We start from the raw sequence: 18,790 nt of genomic DNA, 5'->3' as shown, positions 1-18,790 counted from the left end.
TTTTGTCCACAGAGCCTAGAGGACACTTCCCTTATATGTTAAGAACAAGTCTTTATAAATATCAAAGTAGTGATATTAAAGACACACAGAGAAGAGGAACCGTCACGCCCCTTGATTATAAGAATCGTTGTTCAGCAAGGTTCTCTTCTCTGGTTTATTATACTGAAAGTTCCGAACAACTGATTGAGCTTTTAGGCTCGTATATAAGGCTGGAAAATGCAGTATATGTTATTATTACGGAGGAATTATGAATTCATCAAACATTATTGCTGGCATTGATGTTAGCAAAAGTAAATTAGATCTCCACATTCACCCACTTGAGCATTATAAAATATTTGAAAACAATGTACAATCCATTGATGAAATGCTGGACTTTTTACGTTTGCATAATGTAACCAAAGTTGGTCTTGAGGCAACTGATGGATACGAAAAATTATATGCCTATACTTTACTAAGCAATGGTTTTGAGGTGTACGTCATTCAACCTAGATGGGTTAGAGACTATGCTAAAAGCCTTGGTATTACTACAAAAACTGATAAAATAGACTGCAGTATCATTTCACGTTATATCAATAATACAGATATGCGTGTTACTCCTTTAACAGTTGATAATGGTAATATTGATTGCTTGAAACAAAAATTATCTCGTAGAAACCAACTTGTAGAAATAGCAAAAATACAAAAAACCCAAATCCAACAGGTAACTGATACATCTATAATCAAACAAATAGAGGAACTTCTTGCAATTTTACGTAATCAAATTAAAACTTTAGAAGATGAAATGATTACATTTATCGATCAAAACCAAGAGCTTAAAAGAAAATATATATCAATAACTATATAGTAGCGGGATGACGGTTTTTCAAATTGTCAGTAAATCTAAATCAGTTTAGCTATAGGCAGCAATTTTCTGTATTTATTTTAAATTGAAGAAAGCTCAAATGAAAGATCGTGTTTTGCTAAAAATCACAGAATGCAGTCTGGTTACTATTTAAAAGGATATGTTCAAAAAAACTGTGTCAAATCAACTCATACACTTCATTACCAACTTCATGATGAAGTTCCGCAGTTGGATGGAAATAATCAAAAAAGAAATAATCCTTTAGTGTTTCTTTTCTACACCCAGGGTTATAGTGAACGTCAAGTTCCCCTTTAAATATCAACTTTAAGAGTATTTTTATATTTTCTTTAAATCTTCCAACTTGGTCTGCAATGTTCGATGTGCATGCATCTTGACAATTTAAACCTTTGCTCTTGTATTCGCTAAATATACTTCTCATTTTAGAGTTAAGATCAAATGCTTTTATTTCAAGATTTGTACTTTTCTTCATATAATCTAAGCCTTTAGCCAGTTTTGCATTGAAACTCTCCGTGAGCTTTGTAGCTAGTTCCCTTGCTTCTTCATCTCTATTAAAAGCTGGTATTAAGCCAACTTCAGGTGCGTTTGCAACAACTACATGCTTAACACCATGTTCATTTAGAACCTTAAGTGCATTACATATTTCACTCACTGCTTGTTCCAACACTTCTTCCGCTTTAGTATCGTCATAAGCAGTGGCAACCATAACATCATTTCCGCCGATTATGATGCAAAATAAATCTTCTTTACCTATATCTGGATGATGTTTAATTACCGCATCTAGCTGGTTAGCTAAACGAAATTTATTGAAGAAATAAGAAAAAATAGGGTCAAAAATTTCAGATGCTGTTGCATATGAAACTGCGTAATTCTGACCTTGCTGTTCGTGGCATCTCCCAAAAAATGAATAACTCCACCCAGGTTTAAATTCATCTAAATCTAAATATTTTGCTATATATTCAACAGCAGTAGGGCCATTGCTAAAAGATCCTCCTTGATAAAAAGGGTCATCAAACTTTACGCTTTTTGCAAAGGATAAGTTATTTAAAATTCCAATGATTGCGCCATTATCGGATAAACTATCACCCAGAACATAAAAATTTCTATACTTTGAATTAGAATTGTCATTTTTGTTTGTCATAATATTTACCGTAGATTAGCATGTTGTTTCATTAGATCCATAAAAAAAGAAAAATAGCGGTGAAATTATACAACTTTGGCCTAACTTGCTCTCCATTTTTTCCGGGCAAAATCAGCTTCTTCTTAACTTGACACGTATACTTAAAAGAACCCTCTAAGTTTTCTAGCGCGGCTTGGATGTTTCAACTTGCGCAGTGCTTTTGCCTCTATTTGCCTAATTCTCTCACGTGTTACATTAAAAATTTTTCCTACTTCTTCTAAGGTATGTTCCTTCCCATCTTTACCAAGGCCAAAACGCATTCTTAGAATTCTTTCTTCCTTTGGTGTTAAAGTTGCAAGAACATTGGTTGTAATGCCACGCAAATCAGCAAGTATTGCAGCATCCTCTGGTCTGGAGACTCGCTTATCTTCTATACAATCACCGAAGGTACTACTATCATCTTTTCCTGTTGGAGCTTCAAGACTTACTGGATCCCTTGCTATTTTCATAACTTTGCGTATTCTTTCCAGTGGCATTGTCAGTTCTACACTCAATTCCTCTAACGTCGGCTCTCTTCCCATCTCATGAGTCATCTTTCTTAATGCTCTGTTGATTTTACTGATAATTTCCACCATATGAACTGGTATTCTAACTACTTTAGACTGCTCAGGTATTGCCCTAGTGATTGATTGTCTTACCCACCAAGTGCCATAAGTTGAAAATTTATATCCACGTTTGTAATCAAACTTATCCACGGCCTTCATAAGACCAATATTGCCTTCTTGTATCAAATCAAGCAGATCAAGACCTCTTTTTGAATACTTCTTAGCAATGGAAACTACTAGCCTTAAGTTAGCCTTAATCATCTCTTGCTTTGCTTCAGAGACTTCTCGTTCGTGTTTTTGTATTCTCCTGATTAGCTCCTTAAATTCTTGTACGTTATCTTCCTGTATATGCTGCTTAATACCGTTCAAGGTACTAGCTATATGTTCAGAGTTATCGTCTATAAACCTTAAAAATTTGTTTTTTAATTCACCTGTAAAAGAGGACTGATTTTCATTGATCTTTAAAAGACTTATCTCTTTCAACTCGTGCTTTAAAAGCACGTCATCATAAACTTTATAGAAACTTTCTCTATCGATATTGTATTTTCTAGCCTCAGCAATAAGATTAGCCTCTTCAAGCGTGACGGATCTATTTATCTTATAAAGTTCTTGTGTAATTCTGGCAACAGCAGCATCACTTAACTTAATTTGTAATGCTATAGACCATATTTGATTATACAAATTTTCTAGCTCATTAGAGAAATTTTTAGAATTTTTTCTTAATATCAACGCTTCATTTGTTAAAGTAATTACCTCATCCAATGCAACTATGACCTTTGGCAATAAGTCACTTTCCATTTCAAGAATAGAAACATTTAAATTGACTGAACTTATATCTTCATTATTACCGTCTTTCTCATCATCACTTTTTTTACTATCTTTCTCATCATCACTACAGTACTCAGCATCTTCAGAAACATCCTCAGAATCCTCAACATCTTCAGCACTTTCTTCACTCTCTTCACTTTCTTCTTTGGGTACCACATTAAAATCAGAGTTATAAATTGCATCCAGATCTATAATTTCTCTCAGTAAGAGAGCTCCATTACTTAAATCATCACGCCATACTTTTATCACCTTTAATGTTACTGATGTTTCAATTATTGCACGTAACATGTTATGCTTTTCAGATTCAATTTTTTTTGCTATCTCGATTTCATCTGCCCTTGATAAAAGCTTTACGGAGCTCATGTCTTGTAAATAAATCCTCACTGGATCATCATTTTGTACTAAAGTTGCAGTAACATTTGGCGATGTGTCATCATCATCAAGTTTACTATCATCACTGTTGGAAGGAATATCTTCTTCATCTTCGCTACTTTCAAGCACATTAATTCCGGAATCCTGCAATAAAGATATAGCATCATCTATAAAGTCAGACGAAAAATTTTCATCTGATAATTTATCATTTATATCATCAAAGGTGATAAAACCACCCTTTTTTATACTCTTAGTTACCAGATCTTTGATAATTTTTTTCTTATCTTCTGCATCATTAATAGTTGACATCATTACCTTTATAGTTTATAATTTTATTTCTTATTAACAAACAAACTTACAACGAGCAAGTCTATAATTTTACTTTTAACTTGTGGCTATTTGTTACTTCATATAGTTTAAGATACTGTTAATTTATGTACACTTGTCTTAATCAATTGTTCCATACTTTTCTTCCATTTTTACTGCTATGGATAATCCAACTGAAAATGTTGCAATTCCAACCACTATAGCAGTAAGCATTAAAACATGGGGTATAGGATTGCTATATGAATAAAAATTTGAAACCAATATAGGAGGCAAGGAACTTTTTATATATCCTAGAGATATGTAAAATAACAAAACAGATGCTTGGAAGACGCTTACCCCTATCATTTTCTTGATTAAATTTTTATCGTTTATAATAATATATAAACCTAGCACCATTAATACAATAATAATCGTATAATTATATAAAGTCATTGTTTTTTCCTACGAGCAAAATTTATATATATAATTAACATAGAGGAGCAGACAGTAAATGCTACACCTAATTCCACCAAAAAAATACCTAATTTTTGACCGGTTCTATTATTGGTTAACAAGATATCATAAGATAAAAAATTTTGGCCAAGTAAAGTTGTTGCAACGCCCGTTCCTCCATAAATTAAAATACCTAACACGTTAGTCAATCTAATTACAGAATAAGGTATTGCTTTTAGAGTTGTAGATACACCAAATAGCATTGAATATAATATTATCCCGGAGGCAATAATTATTCCTGCTTGAAAACCTCCACCCGGAGTGTAATCACCGTGAAATTGTATGTATAAACCAAATAAAATGATAAAAGGTATCATCAAAAATGTTACTGCATTTAATATCGGATCTTTAATCATTTTCTTTTTCTTCTTTTAATATCAACGTTATACAAAGCGCAGCAGTAAAAACTACTATAGTTTCTCCAAACGTGTCATAACCACGAAAGCTTGCCAAAATAGCTGTCACTATATTAGGAATACCGGTAGCTTTTTCGGTATTTTCCACATAATAAGGAGCAACATGCAAGTGGATCGGAGCATTGTGGCTGCCAAAATCTGGCAATTGAATCATAAAATATGACAAACATACAGCCAGAAATAACATAAAAAAAAGCGTTATAGGGTTATGAGATAGATTTACTTTATGATTCTTTATCAAGGAGAGTGCTGCAAACGTAAAAACTGTACTGAGCCCCGCACCAACAGAAGCTTCAGTAATTGCAACATCAGGTGCATTCATAATTAAGTATATAAGCGCAATCAGTGAACTAAATACACACATTAGAACAGCACTTACGACTAAATGTCGCGAGAAAACTATAAAAACCGTAACTGTTAGTAACAACAAAAATAACACTACATTTAATATTTCTAACACCTTAGCCTTCTTTAACAGTTTTTTTCTTAACTTTATAATGAGTGCGCGCTAAAATATAGCTATTAGTTGAGTTAGCTACCCATATTATAAAAATTAATAATACTATTTTAACAGTATTGATTGAAAATCCATTCTGCAAAGCAAAACCAATTAACAATAACGTTGCACCGCTAGAATCTGTAATACCTGCTGCATGTAACCTAGTATAGAAATCAGGAAATCTGATCACCCCTATATTTGAAATAATTATCAAACAAATACCTAAAAATATGAAAATGGATCCTATCATAAATTATCAAAACAACATTAATCTCATTAGTGCTATAGTTGATATAAAGCTAACGCTAGCATACAACAATGCTATATCAATTAAAAAAAAATTATTCAGAATGATTGATATTGCTGTTATAAGTACAACTACTTGCGTTGAGAAATTATTGAACGCTAAAACCTTATTGTACACATCATTTGACTTAGACACTATGCAACACAACATTACACTCATACAGAACAACAGTGTATAGATAGCAATGCAAATCATTTAAAGACTATGTAACTTCAGTAGATTTCTAAACGGATACTTCTTCATCGCCATCTTGATCATTTATTTCATCATCTATTTCACCATCCACTTCATAATCTTGGCTTTCTTGACTTGCATCAAGATCTGTGTTATCAGAAAAATTTAATAAATTCGCTAGCTTACTTGTATTACTGCTGTAAACATTATTCATATTTCCTTTCATGTATTCCTTGCATCTACCTACCAAAAGGCTAAACAGCTCATGAGTATCCACCTGTTTTCCTGCTATTTCATGTAAGGAAACTATGGTATTTTTATGACCTTTAAACTTAGCTGCTTGAATTGGATTACTTGCCCCTGTATTTAAATCATGTGTTCTTTGACTTGCCAACAGAACCAATTTGAAACGGTTACTTACCCGTTCTATACAGTTTTCTACAATAGACTCAGCCATAAGATACTACCTTAATAAGTTTTATACTATATCACAAAAAACAAGTTGTCAACTTTGTATCTATTGCGATTCAACTTCATGTTTTACTTTTTCTGCCTCAGATTTTATTTCTTGGCTTTCTGTCATCGTGATTGTTATCTCATGATCAAGTTTTTTTAGAAATCCTAACAATCGCTCTAAAGAAAAACCATCTATTTTACCATTTTTAATTTGCGATACCTTTGGCTGATCAATACCAAGTTTCTCAGCTGCAAAAGCCTGAGTCCAAGCATTTTTTTCTACAATTTTATTTATTATATAAAGCAACTTTGTTTTTATTCCTGCACTGTCTAAGTTATTTAACGATATTATTTCCATAATTCTTACACTCACATATCAATTAACTTTATTAAACATTATAACATAATATTTAATATACCAAGATATTAATATCATGTAACTTGTCAATAATTATATGATAAGACCTGCTGCAAAAGGTGATTGAAAAAATGATGTGAGAGGGGTAGAAGAAGAATAAGCAGATCAAGTAAGGAAAAAAAATGAGCTTTAGTTACTATAATATGAAAAAACACCCAAGAAACTTTCGTAATATAACAGGTTTAAGTATAGAGGAGTTCGAAAAAGTAGTAGAAAAAGTGAGGTCTGGATGGAAAAAACTTGAAAAACAGAAAAAGTGTCATGGTAGAAGATCAAAACTACCAACTCTGGAAGATAAGTTGTTTTGCGTAATTTTGTACTATCGCACTTACATAACACATAGATTTTTAGGATGCCTATTCAATGTGCACAACGCAAATGTATGTAGGTTACTTAAGAGAATAGAGCCATTACTCGCCAAAAAAGTGACTATAACAAAAGATAGAAGTATGACGCCAGAAAAAATACTGAAGATTTTGGCTGATGTTACAGAACAGCAAATACAGAGGCCAGAAGATAGTAAAAAACGGAAGAAATCATATTCAGGAAAAAAAAGAACCAACACTATGAAAACTGAGATTATTATCGAAGAAGGAGGAAGAATTTTATCAGTGTCAAAGTCATACCGTGGTAGAATTAGTGATTTTCGCATAAGGAAACAAGAAAAATATTTACCACTTGATAGCATAAAACATGCTGATTCTGGATATCAAGGTTGGCAAAAATTGCAAAGCAATGTTATAATTCCATATAAAAAGTATCGTAAAAAGCCATTAACTCCAGAGCAGAAAGAGCATAATAGAAGGTTAGCATCATTTAGAATGAGAGTAGAAAATAAGATCCGAGAGATAAAGATATTTAAGATTATGTCGAATGTTTATCGCAATTTTCAGAAAAAATATAACTTGAGGTTCAATATTATTGCTGGTATTGTAAATCTTAAGCACGCCTTTTAGTTAACCTTGATTTTATTCACCCTCCTTTCCTTTTTTTTATCGCTTGATTCGCAGCAGGTCTATATCAATATTTAAAACTTTAAGTTGATTATATATTAATATTTTTATCAAATTTCTAGTAATTTTAAATTACCATTTTACCATCAGTCTATCTGAAAAAACCATTTATAGAAAGAACAAGCTAAGATTACAAAGCTTGAAATACAAAAATAATTATTTTATAAATTTATCTTACATAAGAAGTTTATATCTCTATATCTTAATATAAATATTTATTTAAATTTTTAAAATTTCTATTTTAACGAGAATTCTATATATTATATTTATAATATAATTTAAATATTTGTTGCTTTTTAGCTGGAACATTATTTAGTTAGTAAGTAAAATTGTGTTGAATATGACAAAAATAAAAAAAGATGTTGCTGTTATTATGGGAAGTGAGTCAGATTACACCACTATGGTCCATACTGTTGATATGTTAAAAGCATTAGAAGTTTCACATGATATATTCATAATATCTGCACATAGAACACCAGAAAGGCTCTTCAATTTTGCTAAATCTGCACAAGAAGAAGGTTTTAAGGTTATTATAGCTGGTGCAGGAGGTGCAGCTCATTTACCTGGTATGGTTGCGTCACTAACTTGTTTGCCAGTTATCGGCGTTCCTGTGCATAGTAAACAATTAAATGGGCTGGACAGTCTACTCTCTATAGTTCAAATGCCAAAGGGTGTTCCAGTTGCAACCATGTCTATAGGAGAAAATGGAGCATATAATGCTGCCATTACTGCCGTATCTATATTGTCAATTTCCAACAGTGAAATTGCAGGTAGGTTAAAAAAGTGGAGAGAGAAACAGACCAAAGAAGTAAAAGAAAAACCAGTTTCATAATAAATCTATGGCAATAATTCTTTTAGACATAAAAACCATAAACCGTATAGCAGCGGGGGAGGTGATAGAAAGGCCAGCAAGTGTAGTAAAGGAATTAGTGGAAAATGCAATAGATGCTGGAAGTTTAGAAATAGAGATTAAAATAGAAAGTGGTGGGCGTAACCTTATTATTGTGACAGATGATGGTAACGGAGTAGAAAAAAACGATTTAGAACTTGCGTTTATGCGCCATGCTACTTCAAAATTGAGCGACAATGAGTTGATAGAAATCAAGCATCTTGGCTTTAGAGGAGAAGCTCTGCCTTCAATAGCAGCAGTAAGTAGGATAAAATTATCGTCTAAGGCAAGAGAAGCAAATGAAGCATGGTCTATAAGTTATGAGGGTGGAGAGAAAATAGGGGAGCAAACTCCTTACTCTTTATCACAAGGCACACATATTGAAGTACGAGATTTATTTTTTGCCACTCCAAATAGACTAAAATTTCTAAAAACTGAAAGAGCAGAAACTCAAAGCATTGTTGATATTGTAAACAACCTAGCAATGATTAACTATCATATAGGGTTTACTCTCACTTCAGGTAATAAAAAGCTCTTAAAATACGCTAAGCAGACTTCGTTATTTCATAGATTGTGTGAAGTAGAAGAAGAATTTCAGGGCAGTTCTCTGGAGATTAATGAAGAAGAAGACGGCATTAAACTTACGGGACACATCTGTAAACCGACCGTCAATCGTGGTAAGTCAACTCAGATCTATACGTTTGTTAATGGAAGGCCAATCAAAGATAATCTACTTATTGGCGCAGTTAGGTATGCATATCATGATTTTATTCCAAGCGATAGGTATCCTTTCGCAGCGTTACATTTAGAGATACCTTATGATCAAGTAGATGTAAATGTGCATCCAAATAAGTCAGAAGTAAGGTTTCAGAATAAGAAGCTCATATATGAGATAGTGACAAGAGGATTAATTAAAGCATTGTCAAGAAGGATAGGCACCTTTCTAGCGCATGACCAGAAAATGGATTCAACATTGCCAGATCCTTTTGATAAACCTAATGTTCAAAATGAAAGAAGGCCAAGTCCTTTTGAAAATCAACTAATAAAAGAATTTGCTTCTCCAAATGAAAGAGTAAAAAGCTTATCAGAACAGTCAAAATCGTTTGATTATACCGGCATACAGAAATTACCATCACAAGCGGAGACTATGGTTCTAGAAAAAAAGGTGTTAGAGCAAGTTGATTTGATAGAGAGCCACCCGCTCGGGTTTGCACGCTGTCAGGTCTATAATACTTACATTATTGCCGAGGTAAGAGACAAATTGATTATAGTCGACCAGCATGCAGCCCACGAAAGGCTAGTATATGAATGCTTAAAACAAAAATCAAGTGTAAAAAGACAAAAACTACTTCTTCCTGAAACGGTTGAAATCAAAAATCAAGCCGGAATGGAGATGATTGAAGTTTATAAAGATAAGTTATTTGAAATGGGTTTTGATATTGAGATCAAATCAGAAAATAAAGTGATAGTAAAAGAAATCCCTGCAATTTTGGGAGCAATAGATGTGAAAGAGATGCTAATTAATATAGTCGATAGATTAACGGAAATAGAAGATACATTGCCAGTAGAAGATAAAGTGAACAAAATATTGGCCACTATCGCTTGTCATGGATCAATTAGAGCGGGTAGAAAAATGAGGTTAGATGAAATGAATGAGCTGCTGAGACAAATGGAAAAAACCCCATATTCCGGGCAATGCAACCACGGAAGACCAACTTATATAGAAATGAAACTCAGTGATATTGAAAAACTTTTTGAGCGGAGGTAAGAGGTTGCCATAAATATGTAAGTGCTCCTTTCTCGTCATCCAAGTAGCTCATAGAAACGAAAAAACTTCCTTGACAAACTCCGTCAGCCCCCTTATCATGAAAGTGAAGCTATTTATTTATCTTCTCTGTACAGATTAAATGACAAAAAAACTCACGAATCTGGCGTCTCATGTTTAATTTTTTGCACTATGTGCACCTTATGTCTTTATAAAATTCTAGGTTTTTACCTAATATAAGCTAAAATGCGCTTATAAAGCATTTAAAACATAAAAAACGCCAACTTAAAAAATGGATAGTGAATAATTAGCTACCCTAGGGTTTCTTTTGTCTTTTTTTCTGTTTAGTAAATTTCTTAAACATTTATGACTAAAGGTTAGTTGCATTAAAAAGCAGCTAAATCGCGGTTATTAAGCGTTTAGAATAAAAAAACGCCATACTTGAAAGTATAATGTAAGTAATTAGCCAACCACGGGGCTTCTTTTGCCTTTTTTTTCGCTTAGTAAATTTCTTAATGTTTATAGCTAAACGACAACCGTCATCCCGCTACGTGTTAGCGGGATCTCTTGTTAGCGCCGCGGCGGTATGACGTCTCGCTTGCAACCTATAGCTTTGTCATTCCAGTGCTCCTTTTTTTGTCATCCCAGTGCCTTGACTATTTGGATCCAGAAAACTTAGCTTCGAGTCAAGTAGGCTGCAAATAAAAACTGGATTCCAGCGTCACGCGCTGGAATGACACCCTGACAATCGTTATCCCGCTACGTGTTAGCGGGATCTATGTTAAGAGATACCGCGAATGAATCGCGGTATGACGTATAGAAACTAAAAAAGTTCTTTTTTAAAAAACTTAAGTTATACTTATAAGTATTTGATACTTTTTATAGTGATTATGTCGAGTTTAAGTTGCCTTTATGGTGATAATGCAGAATTTGTGGAAGAAATGTATAGCCGTTATCTACAGGGCGATAAATCAATCGGGGAAGATTGGTATAGAATTTTTTCAAGCAATTTAGAAGTTAAGAAAACGGAGACCTGCAGTCCGCAGCATGTAACCAAGACGGATGATTCGGCTTTCGATTTGGCAAATTTTTTCAGGTCTTATGGTCATTTTTTTGCAGATCTTGATCCATTATCACCAAATGGAAATAAACAAATAGATTATCAGAAATATTCGAATCTATCTCCGGCAAGTGACACTGGAATCTATAGAGATATTTACTGCAAGAATATCGGTTTTGAATTTATGCATATCTCCTCTTATGAGGAGAGAATATGGCTGCAGGAAAAGATCGAAAATCAAACCTATACGCTGAGCTCACAAGACAAAAAAGAAATACTGAGGCACTTGGTCGAATCCGAAATGTTCGAGCAATTCCTCCATATGAAATTTCCTGGGTATAAGCGTTTCTCTATCGAAGGTGGAGAGTCAGCTATCGTTGCAATTGAGAGAATCATTAGTGATTCTGCAGCTTTTAGTATTGAAGAAATAGTCCTTGGCATGGCTCACCGCGGACGACTCAATGTTCTAACCAAAGTGATGGGGAAAGAATATGCGGCAATGCTGTCTGAATTTCAAGGCAATCTTGCATACCCAAGTGGTCTTGAGGTGTCCGGTGATGTTAAATATCACCTTGGTTATTCTTCTGATCGAGCACTTGCCGGTGGTAAAAAAATACATTTAAGTTTATGCCCTAATCCATCTCATCTTGAAGCGGTAAATCCGGTTTTGGCTGGAAGAATAAGAGCAAAACAGAATATAAGATCTGTGCTTGGAATATCAATTCATGGTGATGCGGCTTTCATTGGTCAAGGAGTGGTTGCTGAAACTCTGACCTTAAGCAATATTGAAGGCTATAAAGTGGATGGCATTGTGCACATTGTCATTAATAACCAAGTTGGTTTTACTGCTAATCCGTGTTGTGCGCGGTCCTCTTTTTACTGTACTGATGTAGCAAAATCAATAGAAGCTCCAGTGTTTCACGTTAATGGAGATAACCCTGAAGCTGTGAGTTTTGTTGCGAATTTGGCGATGGAATATAGGCAGAAATTTAAAAAGGACGTAGTGATTGATATAATATGCTACCGCAAATATGGCCATAATGAAGGCGATGAGCCGAATTTCACTCAGCCACTTATGTACAAGGTAATATCAAAGCATAAAACTCCAGGAACACTGTATGAAGAGAAGTTGATCGCAGAGAAAGTATTAGATGGCGATGAAGTAAATAAATTGCGCAGTGAGTTCAGGGCAAGATTGGATAAAAGTCTCGCTGAATCAGTGACTTATACTCCAAAAAAAGCTGACTGGTTTTATGGAGTGTGGTCAAAATTAAGAAGGGCAAAGTTGAACGATTTGAGCGAATACTATACGGATTCTGGTGTCTCGCCTAGTGAGCTGAAAAAATTGGGTGTGCATATAAATAGCAATATCCCAAGTAACTTTAACATTAACAATAAGATTAGAAAAATACTCGATGGCAGAATAGACAGCATAAATTTTGGTAGTAATATAGACTGGGCAACTGCCGAAAGTCTTGCATTTGCATCGTTACTCGTAGAAGGAATAGGAGTACGTTTATCAGGACAAGATTCCGGTCGTGGAACTTTTTCGCACCGTCATTCAAGGCTTGTTGATCAGGTAACAGAAGAAGCGTTTATTCCGCTAAATAATATAAACAAAGAACAGGCTCACTTTGAGGTCATAGATAGCGCTTTATCAGAGTATGCTGTAATGGGCTTTGAATATGGATATAGCCTTGATTCCCCGTATTCACTGATGCTCTGGGAAGGACAATTTGGTGATTTTGCAAATGGTGCACAAATTATGATCGACCAGTTTATCGCATCTGCAGAAACAAAGTGGTTGCGATCAAGCGGTCTAGTTTTGTTGCTGCCTCATGGTTATGAAGGGCAAGGACCTGAGCATAGCTCCGCGCGTATAGAGAGATTTTTGCAACTCTGCGCAGAAGATAATAAGCAGGTAGTTAATTGTTCCACTCCGGCAAATTACTTCCATGTCTTACGCAGACAAATGCATAGAGACTTTCGTAAGCCTCTGGTAGTATTTACACCTAAATCGCTACTGCGTCATAAAAGAGCAGTTTCTAACCTATCTGACTTTGAAGGAAAATTCCTCACGGTAATCCCAGAATATAGAACAGATTTGGTTCTAAATGATAAAATACGTAAAGTTGTAATATGCAGTGGTAAAGTTTACTACGACATAATTGAAGTATGTGAAGCACAAAAAATAAACGATATAGCAGTGATACGTTTGGAGCAATTCTATCCGTTTCCGGCCGATAAATTAAGTAATGAACTTGAGAAATACGAGAACGCTGAAATTGTATGGTGTCAAGAAGAACCAAAAAATATGGGAGGGTGGTTTTTTGTAAACCCATTGATAGAAGAAGTGTTGTCCAATCTCGATATTCAAGCAAAAAGACCTAAGTGTATCGCAAGACCTGCTGCCGCATCTCCTGCATGTGGTTATGCTAGTGTCCATGCTCAGCAACAGGAGGAGATTTTAAAGCAGGTTATGCAGGGGATCTAGCACAATTGTGCAAATATTGAAGCGAAAGCTGGCAAGTGAACATTGTTCATCAGATCTTGACGCTGGGCACTGCAGCCAGGCGCGATAGAAAACGTATCACACCAATCAAACCTCTTTGATGCTCAGACAAATATAAAAAGACTTTTATTCTATTGAAAAAGCTACAATTTTTATTAAAATTTTCATTTATTTTTATTTAAAAAGTAAATATCATTAATATTTACTTTAATTAATATAGAATATATATGAATACAGAAATATTTGAGAGGTTAATAGGGCAAACTAGTCTACGCAGCAATAGCAAAGCTGAGATCATACAGTTAAATAGAAATGAAAAAGCTTTTGTAGATGAGGATAAAGAATCTATCGAATTAGCTGAGGCCATTTTTGAAGAGAATAATATGTTTCATTTCCGCAAACCAGGTCCTGCTATGGATTACATTTTGCACAAATTAATAAATGATAGGAAGCTTTTCGAGGAAATGAAAGATAGAGGTACAAGTATAATACGTCTTTTTTCTTTGTTATCAATGTATCATGGTCGTCTCAATTGCTGTGTTATAAGAAAAGGAGGGTGTATTACTGAGTGTGGCATACTTGATTACGCTGGCACCTATCCAGAACTAGTGCCTTTAGAGGACTTTATACTTATTGAGCCTTGCTCGTACCTCGAGTACACTGTGCTTGATAATGATAACATCAGAAATAGGTTAGCTAGGCTCTGTGGACAAAAAATATGAAAAGAGAGAAAAAGATGGTAGTTTAGCCTAATAGGTAAAAAATGGAGAAACTACCATATGCAATATTACATCAAAGAGGAAAATTGGAAACAAATTTTAGAGTTCATAAAAAGCGTAAAAGGAATGCACAGCAAAGATGAAAAACGTTTAAGAATATTCATAGAGGCAGTGTGGTACATAGTGCGAAGTGGTTGCCAATGGAGACTTTTACCAAAAACTTATGGTAATTACAGGAGTATACATAAGCGATTTAAAAGATGGTGTGAAAGAGATGTCTGGAAAAAATTGCTTGAATATACTAAACAAGAGCCCGATTTAGAAGTTGCTATAATCGACGGTACGATCATCCGAGCCCATCCATGTTCATCTGGATATACAAAAAACTCCAAGGATCAAGAAGCTTTAGGGAGGAGCAAAGGTGGCTTTACAACTAAAATACATGCGCTTGTGGATGCACTTGGAAATCCACTTAAATTTACTCTGACTCCTGGTCAAAGAAATGAAATTACGCAGGCACAAGTGTTGACCGAAAGTATCTATAACTCTACTGTAGTAGCTGACAAGGGCTATGATAGCAATGCCTTTGTTACAAGTCTTGAAGACAAGGGATGTACAGTAGTTATTCCGCCAAAACGGAATCGAAAAGTGCAAAGGTATTACGATGAGCATATCTACAAAGAACGTCATTTGATTGAGTGTTTTTTTGGTAAAATTAAAAATTTTAGGCGCATTTTTTCCAGATTTGATAAAACTGCTGAGGTTTTTATTGGTTTTCTCAATTTTGTTGGAGCTCTTGTATGGCTTCTCTAAAATTTTGTCCACAGAGCCTAGATCTATGCTTGCTCATAACTAAAATTTCACTTCCACCAAGGGGATATTATTCCAGCTATTGCTTCCATAGTCATCAATAGAAGCGTTTAAGTAATCTGTATCAAAGCGTACGGGCACATCAAATTCGAAGCTCGCAGTGATTATCGCATCTTTTACTGGTGGCTTCATAAATGTTATTTCTCCCGTTGAATAATTTACTGAATATTCACTCTCTTCTTTACCATTTAAATAAATCTTTACTGTCCCATGTACTGGCTTTTTGATCATGCGTATATGCTTATCTTCCCCACTTACATAAGTTTTGATTAGCTGAAAAGTCGTTTTTTTGTTATCTCCTATACCAATCTCTTGATTGATGGCTATAAAATCCGACCAGTCCTTAAAACGAAACCCTATTGCTTTACCTTTTCGTGCATGAAAAAATGTTATTAGTTCTAATAGCTGCTCGTTTGATCTGACTCCGTAAGCTATATTGTATCTAGTGCGTGCATGAGACCAATTGATGTTGCGCTGTTCACAACCATTGTGAGTTGTTACAACGTCAGTGGAAAATTCCGGTCCTCCAGCGGAACCATAAGATATATTTTCTGGAAATCTAATTTCTGTGAATGACATATGCCCTCCTGTGAAAGTAAAATAGTTTGGTTGAAGAAAATGTTGTAATTTGAAAGCATTTCACATAGTAAATGACGCTATGGAAAGTGGATGAGACCACTGAGTTAAACTGCTGTCATACCCACAACTACTGTACTAAGGTTCATTTGAGTTGTCAAGCAAAAAAATAAAATTTTATGGCAAACTGTAACTAGCCTTGCTTGTGACTTAATTCATCTACTTTTTTGCGTAATACATTCAAATCAGTTGCTCCTACAAACAGGCTATCTCCAATTATTAAAAAAGGTGTACCACCTACTCCCAAATCTCTTACTAGGAGCTTACTGCCATTTATCATTTGCTCAATTTTGTCTGCATTATTTTTCATGGAATTATTAAAATCGTCCTCATCAATCCCTATGTTTTTCACTATATCCAATATGCTTTCGTCTGAAAATTCTCCTTTGTGACTTAAAGCAGCATGGTGAAAATCGAAATATTTTTCTTTATCGAGAAAATAGACAGCTAAAGCACTTTTTGCTGCCTTTAAAGAAGCGTTACCAAGTATTGGAGCATCCCTAAAGATATACTTAATTTTGCCGTCGTTAATTAACTGCTTTATATCATTCTTTATAGCTTTGCAATGTCCACAAGAATAGTCAAGGAAGCCTACAGCTATAACACTACTATTTTCATTTCCGGAGTAAGGATAAGTAAGGTCAAATATTTGATCCTTGTATTGTGAAATTTTACTTTTGGTTACATTATCTCGAGCAGCGTAACTACTTTTAATCGACTCCTCTTTGAGAGTTTTTATGATCTTATCAAAATTTCTACTTATATAATTATCTAATTTCTCACCTATATAATCATCGTTTAGCATTTGGCTGCGATTTGAGAGCCAATTATTTATTATCGGCAAGCTTGCTATTGCTATTATTAAAATTAATAAAAACGATACCCTAGACATACAATTTATTTAAAAACCTACAACATAAAACTTTTAGTACACATTTATCTGTATATTAAAAGAAGCATCTAATGTTAATACATAAAAACATTTGTATCAAGTGTATTTTATAGCCAATTTTGCTGCAAGTACAAACTTTACGTACAATGAAACTCAAGCACATTACTGAAAAGCTCATCAGAAGGCTTGGTAGCAGAGGCGCGCGGAGCGTAGATTTAAGTTGTTTCCGCTGTGTATAATTTTCCGTGGAATAAACATATGAACGAGCCAATAATTGGTAGAGAAAAAGAAATAGCTATTCTACAAGACAAACTTCTTTCTCAATCAGCCGAATTTATTGCTGTTTATGGTCGGCGTCGTGTAAATGTTGTATTATCTGCATTTTATCAGCATAATATAGAAATAATGTAATGCAGATATTATGCCGATGCCAAATTATACGATTACTTCTAAAATTGCTAATTGCCTTATGAAGATTGAAGCAGCAAAAGAAAAAGTGTTACATTTGCCACTCACTGTATCGATGCTCTCGTCCCTTCGTGAAACTGCACGGCTCTATACAACACACTACTCTACTATGATTGAAGGAAATCGACTTGAGCCTAAACAGATTGAAGAGGTTTTAAGTGGTAAAAGCCACTTTCCAAAATATAGGAGAGATGAAAATGAGGTTAAAGGATATTATGCAGCTTTAACCCAAGTTGAACAATGGGCAGCGAGAACGATCCCTATTACTGAGAAAGCCATTCAAACGCTTCATGCCCTAGTAATGGCAAGTGGAAAATCTAAAGTGAAGCCAACCTCTTATCGTAATGGTCAAAACGTTATTCGTGATAGCCGTACACGTGCAATAATTTATATGCCACCTGAAGCAAAGGATATACCAAAGCTCATGAGCAGTATGATTGATTGGATTTGTGACAGTGAGCAAGTGCCTTGCCCAGTTATTGCAGGTATTGCTCATTATCAATTTGTAACAATTCACCCCTACTATGACGGTAATGGTCGTACTGCAAGATTGTTGACTACATTAATTTTACACCTTGGTGGATATGACCTAAAAGGGCTTTACTCATTGGAAGAATATTATGCTAAAAATCTAGGGGCTTATTATGAAGCAATAACATCGCACAATTATTACATGGGACGAGCTGAAGCAGATATCACTAAGTGGGTGGAGTATTTCGTAGAAGGTATGGCAAATTCATTTGAGAACGTTTTACAACGTATAAATGAAGAAGAATACCACACTGATCAGACTGATCTTATACGTAAGCTTGATCCTAAACAACGCAAAGCTCTTGAGCTCTTCCAGGAGTTTTCCGCTATTACAGCTAGTCAGGTTGGCGAACTATTTAATTTTAAGCCTCGTACCAGTGCGCAACTTTGTAAAAAGTGGGTGGAAATGGGGTTTATCAAGATTGTAGATTTTTCCAATAGAGGAAGGAAATACAAACTTAGTAAGCAATATGAGGATTTGATCTCAAATTAACTGAAAGCTCGCTAGGCAGGAAAGTAGTGCATAGGTCAAATTTCAATAAAGTGCTTGAAAACTAAATGT

Annotated in this window: 21 protein-coding genes; 10 read left to right on the top strand and 11 right to left on the bottom strand. The window is 34.6% G+C overall.

Translation table 11 applies throughout. The features are described from left to right. Positions 1–2 precede the first annotated feature (2 nt). The gene (locus OPR60_RS01335; protein WP_265039781.1) at positions 3–251 is read left to right on the top strand and encodes a hypothetical protein; all 249 of its coding nucleotides are present in this window, start codon (positions 3–5) and stop codon (positions 249–251) included. Next, positions 248–844 (top strand): IS110 family transposase, encoded by a 597-nt coding sequence (locus tag OPR60_RS01330; RefSeq protein WP_245611006.1) that lies wholly within the window; start codon positions 248–250, stop codon positions 842–844. The genes OPR60_RS01335 and OPR60_RS01330 overlap by 4 nt, the downstream gene beginning before the upstream one ends. 175 nt (positions 845–1,019) lie before the next feature. Here OPR60_RS01330 and OPR60_RS01325 read toward each other — a convergent pair whose 3' ends face one another. From OPR60_RS01325 to OPR60_RS01285, 9 genes are all read right to left on the bottom strand, one after another. Further along, positions 1,020–2,000: an SGNH/GDSL hydrolase family protein gene (locus tag OPR60_RS01325; protein WP_265039780.1), complete on the bottom strand. Its 981-nt coding sequence runs from the start codon at positions 1,998–2,000 to the stop codon at positions 1,020–1,022. Positions 2,001–2,140: 140 nt separating this feature from the next. Continuing rightward, the gene (gene rpoD, locus OPR60_RS01320; RefSeq protein WP_265039779.1) at positions 2,141–4,093 is read right to left on the bottom strand and encodes an RNA polymerase sigma factor RpoD; all 1,953 of its coding nucleotides are present in this window, start codon (positions 4,091–4,093) and stop codon (positions 2,141–2,143) included. Between the two features lie 138 nt (positions 4,094–4,231). After that, positions 4,232–4,543: a cation:proton antiporter subunit C gene (locus OPR60_RS01315; protein ID WP_006279706.1), complete on the bottom strand. Its 312-nt coding sequence runs from the start codon at positions 4,541–4,543 to the stop codon at positions 4,232–4,234. After that, the gene (locus tag OPR60_RS01310) at positions 4,540–4,959 is read right to left on the bottom strand and encodes a Na(+)/H(+) antiporter subunit B (protein WP_006279705.1); all 420 of its coding nucleotides are present in this window, start codon (positions 4,957–4,959) and stop codon (positions 4,540–4,542) included. Before OPR60_RS01310 ends, OPR60_RS01315 begins: the two co-directional genes overlap by 4 nt. Continuing rightward, positions 4,952–5,479, bottom strand: coding sequence for a DUF4040 domain-containing protein (locus OPR60_RS01305; protein WP_065094471.1), 528 nt, complete (start codon positions 5,477–5,479; stop codon positions 4,952–4,954). The genes OPR60_RS01310 and OPR60_RS01305 overlap by 8 nt, the downstream gene beginning before the upstream one ends. Before the next feature lies 1 nt (position 5,480). Then, positions 5,481–5,768 (bottom strand): monovalent cation/H(+) antiporter subunit G, encoded by a 288-nt coding sequence (gene mnhG / locus OPR60_RS01300; protein ID WP_006279703.1) that lies wholly within the window; start codon positions 5,766–5,768, stop codon positions 5,481–5,483. A 6-nt stretch (positions 5,769–5,774) separates the two neighbouring features. Further along, a complete protein-coding gene (locus tag OPR60_RS01295) occupies positions 5,775–6,020 on the bottom strand; it encodes a monovalent cation/H+ antiporter complex subunit F (RefSeq protein WP_007548527.1) in 246 nt (81 codons plus the stop codon). A 28-nt stretch (positions 6,021–6,048) separates the two neighbouring features. Further along, the gene (rpoZ, locus tag OPR60_RS01290) at positions 6,049–6,456 is read right to left on the bottom strand and encodes a DNA-directed RNA polymerase subunit omega (RefSeq protein WP_065094470.1); all 408 of its coding nucleotides are present in this window, start codon (positions 6,454–6,456) and stop codon (positions 6,049–6,051) included. A 60-nt stretch (positions 6,457–6,516) separates the two neighbouring features. Further along, positions 6,517–6,813 (bottom strand): helix-turn-helix domain-containing protein, encoded by a 297-nt coding sequence (locus tag OPR60_RS01285; protein WP_012673420.1) that lies wholly within the window; start codon positions 6,811–6,813, stop codon positions 6,517–6,519. A gap of 203 nt (positions 6,814–7,016) precedes the next feature. Here OPR60_RS01285 and OPR60_RS01280 point away from each other — a divergent pair, with 203 nt between their 5' ends. The 6 genes from OPR60_RS01280 to OPR60_RS01255 all read left to right on the top strand — a co-directional run bounded on the left by OPR60_RS01280 (position 7,017) and on the right by OPR60_RS01255 (position 15,644). Then, entirely contained in the window at positions 7,017–7,829 is an 813-nt protein-coding gene (locus OPR60_RS01280) for a transposase (protein WP_265040287.1), read from the top strand. A 397-nt stretch (positions 7,830–8,226) separates the two neighbouring features. Continuing rightward, positions 8,227–8,718, top strand: a complete 492-nt coding sequence (purE, locus tag OPR60_RS01275; RefSeq protein ID WP_006280351.1) for a 5-(carboxyamino)imidazole ribonucleotide mutase — start codon at positions 8,227–8,229, stop codon at positions 8,716–8,718. Positions 8,719–8,725: 7 nt separating this feature from the next. Then, entirely contained in the window at positions 8,726–10,543 is a 1,818-nt protein-coding gene (mutL, locus tag OPR60_RS01270; RefSeq protein ID WP_265039778.1) for a DNA mismatch repair endonuclease MutL, read from the top strand. 887 nt (positions 10,544–11,430) lie between these two features. Further along, positions 11,431–14,094 (top strand): 2-oxoglutarate dehydrogenase E1 component, encoded by a 2,664-nt coding sequence (locus OPR60_RS01265; RefSeq protein ID WP_265039777.1) that lies wholly within the window; start codon positions 11,431–11,433, stop codon positions 14,092–14,094. Between the two features lie 245 nt (positions 14,095–14,339). Further along, positions 14,340–14,834: a hypothetical protein gene (locus OPR60_RS01260; RefSeq protein ID WP_265039776.1), complete on the top strand. Its 495-nt coding sequence runs from the start codon at positions 14,340–14,342 to the stop codon at positions 14,832–14,834. Positions 14,835–14,891: 57 nt separating this feature from the next. Further along, positions 14,892–15,644 carry an IS5 family transposase gene (locus OPR60_RS01255; protein ID WP_265039632.1) on the top strand — a complete coding sequence of 251 codons (753 nt, stop codon included), beginning with the start codon at positions 14,892–14,894 and terminating at the stop codon, positions 15,642–15,644. A 39-nt stretch (positions 15,645–15,683) separates the two neighbouring features. Here the strand turns inward: OPR60_RS01255 and OPR60_RS01250 are convergent, their stop codons facing one another. Next, entirely contained in the window at positions 15,684–16,280 is a 597-nt protein-coding gene (locus OPR60_RS01250; protein ID WP_065095104.1) for a TIGR02217 family protein, read from the bottom strand. 190 nt (positions 16,281–16,470) lie between these two features. Then, positions 16,471–17,229: a DsbA family protein gene (locus OPR60_RS01245; RefSeq protein ID WP_065095105.1), complete on the bottom strand. Its 759-nt coding sequence runs from the start codon at positions 17,227–17,229 to the stop codon at positions 16,471–16,473. A 258-nt stretch (positions 17,230–17,487) separates the two neighbouring features. Between OPR60_RS01245 and OPR60_RS01240 the strand changes: the two genes are divergently transcribed. Then, positions 17,488–17,640, top strand: coding sequence for a hypothetical protein (locus tag OPR60_RS01240; protein WP_167347041.1), 153 nt, complete (start codon positions 17,488–17,490; stop codon positions 17,638–17,640). Positions 17,641–17,656: 16 nt separating this feature from the next. Further along, positions 17,657–18,721 carry a Fic family protein gene (locus OPR60_RS01235; RefSeq protein ID WP_245611738.1) on the top strand — a complete coding sequence of 355 codons (1,065 nt, stop codon included), beginning with the start codon at positions 17,657–17,659 and terminating at the stop codon, positions 18,719–18,721. Positions 18,722–18,790 lie beyond the last annotated feature (69 nt).

Origin of the sequence: Wolbachia endosymbiont (group A) of Trypoxylon clavicerum (assembly GCF_947251665.1) — a bacterium.
In the GTDB taxonomy this organism is placed as follows: Bacteria; Pseudomonadota; Alphaproteobacteria; order Rickettsiales; family Anaplasmataceae; genus Wolbachia; species Wolbachia pipientis.
The sequence above is the reverse complement of the archived record's forward strand: the minus strand, read 5'-3'. Positions and strand labels throughout refer to the sequence as shown.

What these genes read in the sequence shown, in the direction of transcription:
- OPR60_RS01330 (WP_245611006.1), top strand. Translation starts at nt 248, where the DNA reads ATGAATTCATCAAACATTATTGCTGGCATTGATGTTAGCAAAAGTAAA.
- OPR60_RS01325 (WP_265039780.1), bottom strand. Translation starts at nt 2,000, where the DNA reads ATGACAAACAAAAATGACAATTCTAATTCAAAGTATAGAAATTTTTAT.
- rpoD (WP_265039779.1), bottom strand. Translation starts at nt 4,093, where the DNA reads ATGTCAACTATTAATGATGCAGAAGATAAGAAAAAAATTATCAAAGAT.
- OPR60_RS01315 (WP_006279706.1), bottom strand. Translation starts at nt 4,543, where the DNA reads ATGACTTTATATAATTATACGATTATTATTGTATTAATGGTGCTAGGT.
- OPR60_RS01310 (WP_006279705.1), bottom strand. Translation starts at nt 4,959, where the DNA reads ATGATTAAAGATCCGATATTAAATGCAGTAACATTTTTGATGATACCT.
- mnhG (WP_006279703.1), bottom strand. Translation starts at nt 5,768, where the DNA reads ATGATAGGATCCATTTTCATATTTTTAGGTATTTGTTTGATAATTATT.
- OPR60_RS01295 (WP_007548527.1), bottom strand. Translation starts at nt 6,020, where the DNA reads ATGATTTGCATTGCTATCTATACACTGTTGTTCTGTATGAGTGTAATG.
- rpoZ (WP_065094470.1), bottom strand. Translation starts at nt 6,456, where the DNA reads ATGGCTGAGTCTATTGTAGAAAACTGTATAGAACGGGTAAGTAACCGT.
- OPR60_RS01285 (WP_012673420.1), bottom strand. Translation starts at nt 6,813, where the DNA reads ATGGAAATAATATCGTTAAATAACTTAGACAGTGCAGGAATAAAAACA.
- OPR60_RS01280 (WP_265040287.1), top strand. Translation starts at nt 7,017, where the DNA reads ATGAAAAAACACCCAAGAAACTTTCGTAATATAACAGGTTTAAGTATA.
- purE (WP_006280351.1), top strand. Translation starts at nt 8,227, where the DNA reads ATGACAAAAATAAAAAAAGATGTTGCTGTTATTATGGGAAGTGAGTCA.
- mutL (WP_265039778.1), top strand. Translation starts at nt 8,726, where the DNA reads ATGGCAATAATTCTTTTAGACATAAAAACCATAAACCGTATAGCAGCG.
- OPR60_RS01265 (WP_265039777.1), top strand. Translation starts at nt 11,431, where the DNA reads ATGTCGAGTTTAAGTTGCCTTTATGGTGATAATGCAGAATTTGTGGAA.
- OPR60_RS01260 (WP_265039776.1), top strand. Translation starts at nt 14,340, where the DNA reads ATGAATACAGAAATATTTGAGAGGTTAATAGGGCAAACTAGTCTACGC.
- OPR60_RS01255 (WP_265039632.1), top strand. Translation starts at nt 14,892, where the DNA reads ATGCAATATTACATCAAAGAGGAAAATTGGAAACAAATTTTAGAGTTC.
- OPR60_RS01250 (WP_065095104.1), bottom strand. Translation starts at nt 16,280, where the DNA reads ATGTCATTCACAGAAATTAGATTTCCAGAAAATATATCTTATGGTTCC.
- OPR60_RS01245 (WP_065095105.1), bottom strand. Translation starts at nt 17,229, where the DNA reads ATGTCTAGGGTATCGTTTTTATTAATTTTAATAATAGCAATAGCAAGC.
- OPR60_RS01240 (WP_167347041.1), top strand. Translation starts at nt 17,488, where the DNA reads ATGAACGAGCCAATAATTGGTAGAGAAAAAGAAATAGCTATTCTACAA.
- OPR60_RS01235 (WP_245611738.1), top strand. Translation starts at nt 17,657, where the DNA reads ATGCCAAATTATACGATTACTTCTAAAATTGCTAATTGCCTTATGAAG.